Below are 13,649 nucleotides of genomic sequence, written 5' to 3' on the forward strand. Positions count from 1 at the left end.
TGACGACACTTCGGCATAATTCCAGAGAGTTACGTCATCCCGAATGCAATGAGGGATCTCCTCAACGCGGCATTGTGCCTGCATTTGGAGATCCTACACTACGTTCAGGATGACGAAATTTATGGATTGATAGAAAATTTACAATAATACACAAATCAGATTTCTATAAGGCTTCGAAAATTGCAGCCGCTCCCATACCCGTACCTATACACATCGTTACCATTCCATAGCGGCCTTTGGTTCTTCTCAATCCGTGCAGCAATGTAGCTGTCCTGATTGCTCCTGTAGCTCCCAGAGGATGTCCTAAAGCAATAGCTCCACCTAGCGGATTCACCTTATCTCCAGGCAAGTCAAGCTCCTTCATTACTGCTAAGGCCTGAGCAGCAAAAGCTTCATTAAGTTCTATCCAATCAAGCTGATCAAGTGTAATTCCAGCACGTTTTAGAGCAATAGGAATTGCTTTGATAGGGCCTATCCCCATAATTTCTGGAGGAACCCCAGCGACTGCGAAACTCAATAAACGACCCATAGGTTTCAGATTATATTGTTTTAATGCTTCTTCACTTGCTAATAGGGCAATTCCAGCACCATCACTAGTCTGCGAGCTGTTTCCTGCTGTTACTGTTCCTCGAGCAGCAAAAACAGGTCGTAGTTTGGAAATAACTTCATAAGAAGTATCTGCTCTAGGCCCCTCATCCACACTGATCAGTTTTTTCTTAACGGTAACCGAGGAGGTGTTAAGATCAGCATGTCTTACAGTAATTTCTATTGGGCTAATTTCGGCTTCAAAATCACCTCGTTGCTGAGCTGCAACTGCTTTTTTATGGCTCGCAGCGGCAAACTCATCCTGTTGCTCACGCGATATTTCCCAGCGTTTTGCTACATTCTCAGCGGTAATACCCATACCATACGCTATTGCAATGTCCTCATTATTAAAAATCACTGGATTTGCAGTATATTTATTGCCCCCTAAAGGAACCATGGACATACTTTCAACACCACCAGCTAAAGCTAAATGCATATCTCCATTACGAATGGATGCTGCTGCAGTAGCAATACTCTGTACCCCAGAGGAGCAAAAACGATTAATGGTCATCGCTGGTGTGGATTGAGGCAAATCAGCCAATAAAGCAGCGATACGGGCGACATTCATTCCCTGCTCAGCTTCTGGCATGGCACAACCTATGACAACATCCCCGATTTCATTCCAGTCTACAGATTGATGCCTGTGAATTAAACATTTCATCGTGTGTGCTAACAAATCATCGGGTAATGTGTGACGAAAAACGCCTCTTGGTGCTTTGCCAACCGGAGTGCGCAATACATCTACTATATATACATTGGTCATTATTAAATATCCTTCCTTAATTGCGCAGTGGTTTACCAGTCTCTAACAAATGACTGATCCTTGCCTGAGTTAATGAGGTGTCAGCCAGAGTGATAAACGCCTGACGTTCCAATTTCAGCATCCACTCTTCATTGACTAGTGTTCCCTGATTCACATCACCACCACAAATTACTTTGGCTAATTCATTTGCAAGGAAATAGTCATGTTTGGAGATAAATCCACCTTCTAACCAGTTTATTAATCCTGCTTGCAATCGAGCATGGCCTTCAATACCAGCAACTTTAAAGTGCTTGCTCAATACGGGAAGGTAACTTGCTGCCTGCATGGCTTTGACTTTGGCCAATGCTGCAAATAACACTTCATTAGCATTCATTATTATGGAATCGGAATGACGTAAATACCCCATCTGCATCGCTTCTGCGGCACTTCCAGCGACTTGAGCAGTTGCAATCTGTTGATAATAAGGTTGAATAAAAGTCAACAAATCGGCTTGTTGGGCATGATTGGCAGCACGCAATGCCATTTCTTTACATCCGCCACCAGCTGGAATGACGCCTACTCCCGCCTCAACCAGACCAGGATACGATTCAAATGCAGCTACAACTGCATCACAATGCATCATCAGCTCACAACCACCACCTAAGGCTCTACCCCTCAATGCGGCGATAGTGGGTATCGAACTGTATTTCAAGCGCATGGCTACCCGTTGAAATTGGGCAATCATATTATCCAGAGCCTGAAGTCTGCCTTCCTGAATTAACATTGAAACACCACGTAGATCAGCCCCGGAACTGAAATTGGAGGCATCGCTCTGATGTATAATGAGACCCTGGCATTGTCGCTCTGCAATTTCCAGAGCAGCCTCCAGACCATCCAGAACGGATTGCCCTACTGTATTCGCCTTACTTTTAAAATTAACTACTGCTACATCGTCTTTCAGATGCCACAAACATACCCCTTCATTTTCATAAATGATATTTATAGGATAAAGGGATTCTTTTAATACCCGATCAGGGAAAAACTGACGTTGATAAACCGGTAGTGAGCTTCGAGGTTGATACTGATTAGCTTGTGGTGAATAAGCACCTTCCTGAGTATAAAACGATTTAATTTCTGCCAGCCAATCAGGTAATTTCACATTATTTAATGATGAATTAGATTGAATTGATTGATTAATATAATCAGTCATCTTGCGTATATCTGCTAATTGCCAGGTTTCGAAAGGTCCCTGCATCCAGCCAAAACCCCAACGAATTGCTAAATCGACATCTCTGACATTATCAGCAATTGATTCCAGATGATAAGCACAGTAATGAAATAAATCCTTAAAACAGGCTGCTAAAAATTGAGCTTGTTTATTAGATGAAGAGATCAGACTTTGCATACGTGCAACGGGATCTATGATCTTCATAATTACTTTCACTTCATCACTAACTTCTGATTTGGAAGGCACGTATGTTCCTGATTTGATATCATAAACTTCTATAGTTTTACCATTTTTTCTATAAATACCCTGACCTGATTTTTGTCCCAAATGTCCGTCTTTAATTAATCCCAGCAACCATTCAGGTAATTTAAAACTGCTATGCCAAGGATCGTCTCTGAGCTGATGATACATAGTATGAATTACGTGTTGCATGGTATCCAGACCGACAACATCCATAGTACGGAACGTTGCAGATTTTGGCCTGCCCAACAATGGGCCTGTTAGTGCATCCACCTCATCTAATCCCATATTCATCGCCATAGTATGATGAAGTGTGGTTAACAGAGAAAATACACCAATACGGTTTGCAATAAAATTAGGAGTATCTTTTGCTCTTACCACTCCTTTACCTAAATGACTGGTTAACCAGGTCTCAAGATTGTCTAATAAACTCGGTGAAGTTGTACTTGCAGGGATGAGTTCAGCAAGATGCATATAGCGAGGAGGATTAAAAAAATGAACGCCACAAAAATTGGCTCGATGCTGTTCCGGCAATACATCACATAAAGAATTAATGCTTAACCCCGAGGTATTGCTCACTAGAATTGTGTGTTCTGAGAGGTAAGGTGATATCTGTTTATATAATTCTTCTTTCCAATCCAATCGCTCAGCGATTGCTTCAATTATCAAATCACATGTAGATAAATCAGCCAGATTATCCTTATAATTTCGTGCCTTTAAGTAGGCTGCAGTTTGTGCTGTTGCAAGAGGGGCAGGTTTTAACTTACCCAAATTAGCGATTGCCTTATCGATTAATCCATTAACAGGCCCCTCCTTTGCTGCTAAATCAAATAACAAAGTTTCTATTCCTGCATTAACACAGTGCGCAGCTATTTGAGCACCCATAACACCTGCACCCAGAACCGCGACTTTCTTGATGAAAAATGGTTCCTGCATTATTATTTCCTCTTTATTGGTCATGAAATTTATAAAATCCCCAATTGTTCTATTCTCTTACTGATTGTTATTTAGATAATTTACCAAGCTCCAGACAGGAGGTACAAACTTAAAAGGATGACAAGCACTTGTCTTCCCGAGAGAAACGAGGGATCTCCTGAATGTGGAACAGTGCCTGCATCTGGAGATCCTTCACTGCGTTCAGGATGACGAAATTTCCAAGGTAATTGGAACGCTACCTTTAAATACTAATCCAATAGTTCACGGACATTCTCAGGACAAATTAAATCGAATGCCTTGAGCCAAAGGTAATTCATCACCCCAGTTAATCGTATTGGTTTGACGCCGCATATACGCTTTCCATGAATCAGAACCAGACTCTCTACCACCACCAGTTTCTTTTTCACCGCCAAAAGCACCACCGATTTCAGCTCCGGACGTACCAATATTAATATTGGCAATTCCACAATCACTACCGTAAGCGCTTAAGAAGCGTTCAGCATTTTTCAGATTTTGCGTGAACAATGCAGAAGATAGTCCCTGAGGAACACCATTCTGAAGTGCTATTGCTTCATCTAAAGTACGATAAGACATCACATATAGAATAGGTGCAAATGTTTCTTCCTGCACAATATCCCAATGATTTTTTACATCACAGACTAAAGTAGGCTGAACAAAGGAGCCGGCTTGTTTTATCACATCACCACCAAAGACAATCTGTCCACCTGCTTCCTTGATCCTGGAAATTGCATTCTTGAATTGCTCTACTGCATCCTGATCAATTAATGGTCCCATCAGATTACGACTGTCCAAAGGGTCCCCAATAGTGATCTGCTCGTATGCATGTTGTAATCTCTTGATTACATTCTGATACTGAGACTCATGGACAAACAATCGTCGAGTAGAAGTACAACGTTGACCAGCTGTACCTACCGCTCCAAACACAATCCCGGGAATAGCTAAATGGAGATCAGCTGACTCATCGAGAATTATCGCGTTATTTCCGCCCAGTTCCAAAATTGTTTTACCCAGTCGCGCGGCAACTTTTGCTGAAACCTTTTTTCCTACAGCTGTAGAGCCTGTAAAAGAGATTAATGGAATTCGTGAATCATCTACCATGGCCTCAACCACATCGTGTGACTCAGGAATAACAAGACTGAAGATCTCGGGACAGTTATTTTGTCTCAAAACGTTATTGCATATAAGCTGTACAGCCACAGCACAAAGTGGTGTTTTAGCGGAAGGTTTCCAAATCGTAACGTTACCGCATATAGCAGCTAAAAACGCATTCCATGACCAAACAGCAACTGGAAAATTAAATGCAGAAATAACTCCGATAATTCCGTAAGGATGCCACTGTTCATACATTCTATGATTAGGTCTTTCTGAATGCATGGAATTTCCATACAACATTCTGGATTGACCAACTGCAAAATCGGCAATGTCAATCATTTCCTGAACTTCGCCATCCCCTTCTTGTTTCGACTTGCCCATTTCAAGTGAAACCAGACTGCCCAAGCTGTCCTTATGTTCTCTTAAAGCCTGACCAATTTGACGAATGATTTCGCCTCGTTTGGGTGCAGGAACTTTTTTCCAAGCTTCTGCCGCCTGTTCAGCGCGTATCATAACCTGCTCATAATCTTCCATAGTGCACGTGGCAACTTCAGCCAACTTAGCTCCATTTGCAGGACAAAATGAAGATAATGTGTGATGATGAGCTGCACTCTGCCAACCCTGGCCGCTAAAGGCACCAGGATTCACTTCTTTAATGTTTAATTGTTGTAATAATTCCATGGAAAGCTCCTAAGCGTAGTATTTACCAAAGCGATTATTCAATACTCTGTCCAGATGGAATTCTTCCTGTAAAATAAGCCCTTTATACTCATTTTCCTGTCCCAATACCAAATCAACCACTGCGCAAATACCTGAAGCGGTACTCACTTGAATAGCGGACCACTCCAAACCACGAATGGTTTCAGGATACACTTTTTTGACATAACTTTTTTCAGTTAGCTCACCCTGTTTAATACCCTCAACAGTAACGTAAACGATAACAATGTCCTGATAAGTTTTAGGTATAGCGTTTTCCAGAATACGTTTTAAAGTAGATCGATCTTCATTTAATCGCAAATCATTCATGAGCAGACGCATTTTTTCACAATGCCCAGGATATCGCATGGTCTTATAGTTCATGGATTGAACTTTGCCTGAATAAAGCTCTCCCAAACTTCCCAGCCCGCCTGAAGTATTGAATGCCTCGTATTCACACCCATCTATTTGAATTGACTCCAAACCCTCAAGTGGGGCCATCACAACTGCCTTGCCGCCTTCAATACCATAACATGGGTTTCCGTACTCATTAATTACCCCGTCAGTAGACCAGGTTAATGAGTAATGAAGCGCATTATTTGCTCGTTGAGGCAGTGCGCCTACTCTCAATTTAGCATGATGGCATTGTTCAAATTCCTGCATCAGGGTGTTTGCTGCGATGCTGATAAATCCAGGAGCCAGACCGCATTGTGGCACAAATGCAGTTTCAGCATGTTCTGCAATAGCTTTTACGGCTTCAGTAACCGCTGTATCTTCAGTTAAATCAAAATAATGAGCTTTAGCAGCTTTTGCGGCGAGCGCAACATGAGTGTTTAAAAAATACGGCAAACTGGAAATCACCGCAATTATGTTATGTTTTTCTAAATAGGCTTGAGTGGATTGTTCATCTTTAACATCCAATGCAACCGTTTTAATTTCAGGCAATGCAGCTAATAACCTTGTAACATCAGAGCCATTAAAATCCACATCTGCCAAATGAACTTGATAAGACCCGCTATCCGCCAATAAACAAGCAATCAAGCTACCTATCTTCCCAGCACCAGTAATCATTACATTGTACATACAATCCCTCTCCGTTGTAAAACGAGATTATCCTACACAAAATAGAACTAATTTGATAGACAGAAGAGACAAAATCCATGCACAAATGCAAAAAATTCCTGTTATTATCAACTGATTCATCGCCTCTTATTCCATATAACTTGACCTTAAAGGCGTAGTCATTTATCTTGACTGCTTTGATCACTATGATTAGTTCATGAAGCCAGCAGCTCTTACCAACTCCTTATTAATGGATTCATCAATCCGGATAAACCAATTGACCTATCTTTTTGTATTTTTGGCAGGCCTGTTGGGTCCACTGGGTTTTGCCCCATTCCATATGCCAGGACTAACCATTATTAGTTTGGCACTTTTATTTTCATCAGCCCTCAACTGCAGCAAAAAGCAAGGTTTTATGCTCGGTTTTCTATTTGGATTAGGCTATTTTGGTTTTGGAGTATCTTGGGTTATTGTCAGCATCCATGATTACGGTCAATTAAATTATGCCCTTGCCGGAATAACTACTCTGGCCTTTATCGCATACCTCGCGCTATTTCCTGCGTTAGTAGTCTGGTCCTTCAAAGTTCTCAATCAGTCACACTATAAGCTGTTTACCCTGTTGTTATTCAGTACTTTATGGTGTTTAAGCGAATTTGTACGATCATCATTATTCAGTGGCTTTCCCTGGTTAATTGCTGGTACTACGCAAATCGATACGCCACTAAAATATCTCGCGCCCATTATTGGTTTGCAAGGATTAAGTTTTATTTGTGTCTTTCTTGCCTGCTTGTTAACTATTGGAATCCGTGAACAATCAATCAGGCGATACTACTATCTCTGCGCTTTTGTATTGATTCTCATCATTCCAGCTGCAGGAAAATACATTCAATGGACACAGGTTAAAAATGATCCTGTTTCTATAGGTGTTATTCAGGCCAATCTGTCAATGAGAGATAAATGGGATGAACAGTTATTTTGGCAACTTTTAAAATACTATGAAAAAACCACCGATAAGCTTTTGGGGAAACAATTAATCATATTACCTGAATCGGCAATTCCTTTGCCTGCGAGCTATCTGGAGGATTATTTGGATCGGCTGCATGAAAAAGCATTAAAAGCGAACAGTTCCCTGATTCTTGGAATTCTACAACCAACGGATACTAATGAAACTAATTACTATAACTCGATAATAAGTTTAGGTACCGCACGCGGGGAGCATGTCAAAAACCAATTGGTCCCATTCGGTGAGTACATCCCCAAACCTTTTGTTGCAATTAACCGATGGATGAACTTGCCAGAGCCCAATATTTTACCAGGGAAACCCCATCAACCATTAATTAACATTGCAAATCACCCTATTGCCAGTTTGATTTGTTATGAAATTGCCTATCCCAATATCGTCAGACTGCAAATGCCCCTGGCACAATGGATCGTTTCAATTAGCGACAACGGCTGGTTTGGTCGTTCACTTGCCAGTTATCAGCAATTACAAATGGCACAAATGCTATCATTACTTACGGGCAGATTTCAGGTTGTAGTCAATAATGATGGTCTATCCTCTGTAATAAATAATCAGGGAGAGGTTCTTGATAGCCTCCCCCCTTTCAGTTCAGGGATTCTTCAAAGTGAGATTTTTCCTGCTGTTGGTACAACCCCTTGGGTTCTTTGGTATGAGTATCCGGCGCTAATATTATGCGCATTTATGTTTGTTTTTGCACTATTTTTACAGGTTAGACGATTAACTAAGCAATAATCTATTGCTGGCGAGGACAAGAGGGGTTATCCTAAGCGCTTTACAGTCACTTATTTAATTGGACTATGGATAATACCTATAAACCCCAAGAAGTTGAAGAACAAGCTCAACAATATTGGCATAAAAAACAATCATTTAACGTAACCGAAGATTTAAACAAAGAGAAATTTTATTGTTTATCTATGTTCCCCTATCCTAGCGGAACCTTGCATATGGGACACGTTCGCAATTACACCCTGGGTGATGTTATAGCACGCTATCAGCGAGCCCTAGGTAAAAACGTCCTGCAACCAATAGGATGGGATGCCTTCGGTCTTCCTGCTGAAAATGCGGCAATTAAAAATGGAATCCCACCAGCGGTGTGGACCAAAAAAAATATTGCAGCAATGAAAGAGCAGTTTTTACGATTAGGTAACGCATACGACTGGAAGCGCGAATTAACTACCTGTGATCCAGAATACTATCGCTGGGAACAGTGGTTCTTCATTCGATTGTTTGAAAAAGGCTTGGTCTATAAGAAAAATGCCGTTGTAAACTGGGATCCTGTTGACCAGACTGTTTTAGCTAACGAACAAGTCGTTGATGGACGAGGCTGGAGATCCGGTGCCTTGGTTGAGCGGAAAGAAATATCTCAATGGTTTATTAAAATTACTTCCTACGCAGATGAGTTGCTGAATTCACTAGATACTCTGGATGAGTGGCCCTCTCAGGTAAAACAGATGCAACGCAACTGGATCGGTAAATCTATTGGGACAGAAATCTATTTTCATGTAAATAATTACCCAAAACGCTTAAAAATATATACGACTCGACCAGACACTTTGATGGGAGCAACGTACCTTGCAGTTGCAACCGATCATCCTCTGGCAAAGGAAGCAGCAACTCACAATGAAGAGGTTAAAGCATTTTTAGACAGTTGCCAGGGTACCAAAATGGCAGAAGCAGAACTGGCTACCATGGAAAAGCGTGGTATTGATACTGGGATGACCGCAATTCATCCTATCACAGGTAAAGATATTCCTGTTTGGGTTGCCAATTTTGTGCTCATGCAATACGGCTCAGGAGCTGTAATGTCCGTGCCTGCTCATGATCAACGTGATTGGGAATTTGCTCATAAATACAATCTTCCAATTATCGAAGTAATAAAACCTGAACACGATAAAAAGCATGATCTGACTCAGTCAGCTTATACTGGTGAAGGAATATTAATTAACTCAGGACAATTCGATAAATTACATTCTTCTCAGGCCATAGAATCAATTACTCATTTCCTGGAAACACATGAAGCAGGTAAAGCGACTATTAATTACAGGCTTCGAGACTGGGGAGTGTCCCGTCAAAGATACTGGGGTACTCCTATACCCATGATACTCTGTGAACAATGTGGCGTAGTTCCAGTTCCTGATGAGGAACTTCCAGTAACTTTACCAGAAAATGTTGAATTTACCGGCGCAGGCTCGCCTCTTGCTCAATGCCCTGACTTTGTCAACGTTACCTGTCCTAAATGCGGACAGGACGCAATGCGCGAAACCGATACATTCGACACTTTCGTTGAGTCATCATGGTATTATGCTCGCTTCGCCTGTAAAGGACAGGAAAGCGCCATGCTTGATGACCGTGCCAAATACTGGACTCCAGTTGATCAATATATTGGTGGAATTGAACATGCGGTCATGCATTTACTTTATGCACGTTTTTTCCATAAACTCATGCGTGATGAAGGTCTGGTTAATTCAGATGAGCCTTTTAAAGCCCTGCTAACTCAAGGTATGGTATTAAAAGACGGACATAAAATGTCTAAATCTATCGGTAATGTGGTTGATCCTAATAACCTCATTAATACCTACGGTGCGGATACTGCTCGTCTGTTTGTAATGTTTGCAGCGCCTCCAGAACAATCTCTGGAATGGTCCGACACCGCAGTTGAGGGAGCGCACCGCTTTCTCAAACGAGTGTGGGCATTTGCGCATCAACACGTCAATTTATTCATAGATATTAATGATATTATTCTAAGTGGTAATGGAATTATCGATTGGCAAAAAACTGAAAATCGTTTGAAAAAATCACGACATGTTGTGCATCAAATACTGGCTCAGGCAAATAATGACTACGAGAGAAATCAATTTAATACCGTCGTTTCCGGGTGCATGAAATTATTTAACGAAATTTCAGGCTATACCATAGAAACAGAAGAGGATAAGTTTTTTATCCATTCGAGTATGAGCATTTTACTTAAGTTGTTAGCCCCAATAACACCCCATATATGTCACCATATTTGGCAACAACTGGGATTTGAAAAAGCAATTATCGATGCGCCATGGCCTAAAGTTGACAAAGGTGCGTTAAGAACAGAAGAAGTGGATTATGTAGTTCAGGTAAACGGCAAACTGAGAGCGCAGTTTACCGCGAGTGCTGAAGCTTCAGAAGAGGAGTTAATTGAGGCAGCCAAGAAACATGCTCACAGTTTCCTGGAGAACCTCAGCATCAAGAAGGCTATAGTTGTTTCACACAGACAATTAATTAACCTGGTTGTTGGTTAATGAAAGCAAATTATTTTATATCGTTGCTTTTAGTACTTCTTTTATCTGCTTGTGGATTTCACTTGAGAGGAGTAATTGATATTCCTGAGTGGCTCAACAATGTATCCATTATCTCCAGGGATGGAGATAAAGATCTGATCTCAAAAATGAAAACACAACTGGAAGGATATAAAATTGATGTAAATCCTGATCCAGCAAATGCCAAATATTGGCTGATTATTAATAAATCTAATGTCCATCAACAAATCATCAGCATTGGCGCCAGCACGAACCCAAGACAGTATCAATTAATAATGACTACTCTATTTTCGCTGCAAACACCAAAAGGTCAAATTATTAAAGCACCAAAACAAGTAATGGTCACTCGACAACTCACTGTAAATAATAACAGAATTTTAGGTTCAAATGAGGAAGAGACCATTTTATTAAATGAAATGCATCAAGACACCGTCATTCAAATTCTTAATCGGATAAGCCGTAAATAGTTGAATGCATTTGTTTGATTATTCACAATCAAACATGATATCTGTGATTGGGCACTTTATCATTCTGAATAGACAACAAACAAAGCCTTGATTAAAATGATAAATGGGGCATACAAGAACTACCATGCAAATAAAACATCAATTGCTTATACAACAAATCCAGAAAAGGCTTGATCCTATCTATGTATTAGTAGGCCAGGATAATTATCTTATTGAAGAATCATTGAATATTATCAAGTCATCGATCAAAAAAGCGCATGATTATGAGGAAAAAATTATATCCGTTCAGAATTCAGAAGACTGGAATACCATTCTGGAAGAAGCAAACAGCTACTCATTATTTTCAGATACTATTTTACTCAATATCCTCTATGATAAAAAATCCATAGATGCTGCAGGAAAAAAAATCCTGACCGAATACCTTAACTCGATTAATTCTCGTTGCTTTATTATTATCAGAGCCCCAAACGTTCCAACAAAACAATTAAGCTGGCTATCCAATCATAATCACGTCACGGTAGTAGTAGCCTATCCATTAAGCTCTGAAGCTATGAAAAATTGGATTCAATCACGGTTTAAATTAAATTCCTTGAATAGTACGCCTCAAATAGCAGACTTAATTTACAAGTATACTCAAGGTAATATGCTTGCTTGTGCACAGGTAATTGAAAAAATCGCATTAAGCAATCCTCCCGGTAGTCAAATTACATCTCAATTGGCATTAGAGCACTTATTCGATCAGTGTGATTACTCTCTGTATGAACTGGTGGATGCCTGTCTACTAGGACAAGCGGATAAGGCAATACAAATTCTCAGACAAGCGGCTAACAATAAATCTGAGCCCACGTTAGTTTTATGGATGCTTACCCAGGAGATAAGATTATTGCTCCAGTTATCCTATTTAGTTCGGCTTGGAACGAATATAAAAAGTGCCTGTAGTGAATTAAAAATATGGCCTCAACGAGTCAATTTCTACCAACTGGCCATCAAACGATTTGATGAGAATCATGGACTGAAAATGCTTTATTATTGTAAAAATATTGATGAACAGATCAAATCCAGTTTAAATAATCAGGTATGGAACTCACTGGAACAATTGACCCTGTCTCTTAGTTTAGGAAAGCAATGTATAGTATAGCGATCTTTGGCGGGACCTTTGATCCTGTTCATAATGGACATATTCAAACAAGTATTACCTTACAATCCTATTTTAAATTCGACTCATTTTACTTTCTGCCATGCAAAATACCTACAATAAAACCCCCTGCACAGGCTAACAATGAGCACAGAGTAGAAATGCTTAAATTGGCTATACAAAACCACCCCTATTTTGATATTGATTTACGTGAAATCAATCGCGACTCACCTTCTTACATGGTTGAAACCTTACAAAGCTTCAGAGAGGAGTATCAACAAGCATCAATTAACTTGATCATAGGATATGATGCCTTTCTTTCCTTGCCTCAATGGCACCAATGGACCCGAATTATAGAATTAGCCAATCTGGTGGTTATTGACAGAGAGCACTATGTGCAAAACCCTGTGCCAGAAGCAATTACACGCCTTCTGACAACTCACAAAAAAGATACTAAAAATAGTTTATTAAACAGCAAAGCAGGAATCATTTGTTTTTTTGATGCAGGTCATTATGCAGTATCGTCAACTGCTATACGCAACATGCTCAAACACAACCAGGATGTTAAAAATGACCTGCCCAAAGAGGTTTATGAATACATTAAGTCGTGGGGACTGTATCAATAATATTTTCAGTTTTATCGACCGCTTTAACCTGTTTAATAAATTCAGGTAGATGTGAATAAAGCAATGAAACAACGGGATCAAAACGCGCATAAAGTTTTGAATCATTTGAATACTGCTGATAAGGTAAAGAAGTCATTTTAACTGCAACCATAATCAGTGCTACTATAAATACCCCACGGACAAATCCAAATCCCATACCCAAAGTTCTGTCGGTACCACTTAATCCGGCACGTTTTAAAATAAAACTGAGAATGGCATTAATCACGCCGCCTACAAATAAAGTTCCAAACATAATAATGATAAAGGCAATTGCGGTACGTGCTGATTGTTCCTGTATGTATGATTGAAGCCAGGGATCAAGGCTTTGCGAATAGTTAATTCCTAACCATATCGCTAAAACCCAGACACATAATGCGACAAGCTCTTTTACAAAGCCACGAAATAAGCCAGTCAATACTGATAATCCAATAACAGAAATGATGGCAATATCAACCCATTGAAGTTGCAT

10 protein-coding genes are annotated in these 13,649 nt (G+C 40.2%); 5 read left to right on the plus strand and 5 right to left on the minus strand.

All coding sequences use genetic code 11. The features are described from left to right. Window positions 1-163: 163 nt before the first annotated feature. From Lqua_RS15675 to Lqua_RS15690, 4 genes are all read right to left on the minus strand, one after another. Complete coding sequence (locus Lqua_RS15675) at window positions 164-1,348, minus strand: acetyl-CoA C-acyltransferase (RefSeq protein WP_058475229.1); 1,185 nt, start codon at window positions 1,346-1,348, stop codon at window positions 164-166. A gap of 16 nt (window positions 1,349-1,364) precedes the next feature. After that, window positions 1,365-3,731, minus strand: a complete 2,367-nt coding sequence (locus tag Lqua_RS15680; RefSeq protein ID WP_058475230.1) for a 3-hydroxyacyl-CoA dehydrogenase/enoyl-CoA hydratase family protein — start codon at window positions 3,729-3,731, stop codon at window positions 1,365-1,367. Window positions 3,732-4,004: 273 nt separating this feature from the next. After that, window positions 4,005-5,525: an L-piperidine-6-carboxylate dehydrogenase gene (amaB, locus tag Lqua_RS15685; RefSeq protein ID WP_058475231.1), complete on the minus strand. Its 1,521-nt coding sequence runs from the start codon at window positions 5,523-5,525 to the stop codon at window positions 4,005-4,007. A gap of 9 nt (window positions 5,526-5,534) precedes the next feature. Further along, a complete protein-coding gene (locus Lqua_RS15690; protein ID WP_058475232.1) occupies window positions 5,535-6,623 on the minus strand; it encodes a saccharopine dehydrogenase family protein in 1,089 nt (362 codons plus the stop codon). Window positions 6,624-6,819: 196 nt separating this feature from the next. Here Lqua_RS15690 and lnt point away from each other — a divergent pair, with 196 nt between their 5' ends. The 5 genes from lnt to nadD all read left to right on the plus strand — a co-directional run bounded on the left by lnt (window position 6,820) and on the right by nadD (window position 13,141). Further along, entirely contained in the window at window positions 6,820-8,355 is a 1,536-nt protein-coding gene (gene lnt / locus Lqua_RS15695) for an apolipoprotein N-acyltransferase (protein WP_058475233.1), read from the plus strand. 65 nt (window positions 8,356-8,420) lie between these two features. Beyond that, window positions 8,421-10,895: a leucine--tRNA ligase gene (leuS, locus tag Lqua_RS15700; protein ID WP_058475234.1), complete on the plus strand. Its 2,475-nt coding sequence runs from the start codon at window positions 8,421-8,423 to the stop codon at window positions 10,893-10,895. Continuing rightward, a complete protein-coding gene (locus Lqua_RS15705; RefSeq protein WP_058475235.1) occupies window positions 10,895-11,380 on the plus strand; it encodes an LPS-assembly lipoprotein LptE in 486 nt (161 codons plus the stop codon). The genes leuS and Lqua_RS15705 overlap by 1 nt, the downstream gene beginning before the upstream one ends. Window positions 11,381-11,504: 124 nt before the next feature. Further along, window positions 11,505-12,518, plus strand: coding sequence for a DNA polymerase III subunit delta (gene holA / locus Lqua_RS15710; RefSeq protein WP_058475236.1), 1,014 nt, complete (start codon window positions 11,505-11,507; stop codon window positions 12,516-12,518). Further along, window positions 12,506-13,141, plus strand: a complete 636-nt coding sequence (gene nadD / locus Lqua_RS15715) for a nicotinate-nucleotide adenylyltransferase (RefSeq protein WP_058475237.1) — start codon at window positions 12,506-12,508, stop codon at window positions 13,139-13,141. The genes holA and nadD overlap by 13 nt, the downstream gene beginning before the upstream one ends. Here nadD and Lqua_RS15720 read toward each other — a convergent pair. Beyond that, window positions 13,116-13,649, minus strand: a complete 534-nt coding sequence (locus Lqua_RS15720) for a CvpA family protein (protein WP_058475238.1) — start codon at window positions 13,647-13,649, stop codon at window positions 13,116-13,118. The two genes, nadD and Lqua_RS15720, sit on opposite strands and share 26 nt — an antisense overlap.

This window comes from Legionella quateirensis, assembly GCF_001467955.1.
GTDB classification, from domain to species: Bacteria; Pseudomonadota; Gammaproteobacteria; order Legionellales; family Legionellaceae; genus Legionella; species Legionella quateirensis.

Excerpts from the sequence above, each read along its gene's own strand:
- Lqua_RS15675 (WP_058475229.1), bottom strand. The coding sequence starts at position 1,348 with ATGACCAATGTATATATAGTAGATGTATTGCGCACTCCGGTTGGCAAA.
- Lqua_RS15680 (WP_058475230.1), bottom strand. The coding sequence starts at position 3,731 with ATGCAGGAACCATTTTTCATCAAGAAAGTCGCGGTTCTGGGTGCAGGT.
- amaB (WP_058475231.1), bottom strand. The coding sequence starts at position 5,525 with ATGGAATTATTACAACAATTAAACATTAAAGAAGTGAATCCTGGTGCC.
- Lqua_RS15690 (WP_058475232.1), bottom strand. The coding sequence starts at position 6,623 with ATGTACAATGTAATGATTACTGGTGCTGGGAAGATAGGTAGCTTGATT.
- lnt (WP_058475233.1), top strand. The coding sequence starts at position 6,820 with ATGAAGCCAGCAGCTCTTACCAACTCCTTATTAATGGATTCATCAATC.
- leuS (WP_058475234.1), top strand. The coding sequence starts at position 8,421 with ATGGATAATACCTATAAACCCCAAGAAGTTGAAGAACAAGCTCAACAA.
- Lqua_RS15705 (WP_058475235.1), top strand. The coding sequence starts at position 10,895 with ATGAAAGCAAATTATTTTATATCGTTGCTTTTAGTACTTCTTTTATCT.
- holA (WP_058475236.1), top strand. The coding sequence starts at position 11,505 with ATGCAAATAAAACATCAATTGCTTATACAACAAATCCAGAAAAGGCTT.
- nadD (WP_058475237.1), top strand. The coding sequence starts at position 12,506 with ATGTATAGTATAGCGATCTTTGGCGGGACCTTTGATCCTGTTCATAAT.
- Lqua_RS15720 (WP_058475238.1), bottom strand. The coding sequence starts at position 13,649 with ATGCAACTTCAATGGGTTGATATTGCCATCATTTCTGTTATTGGATTA.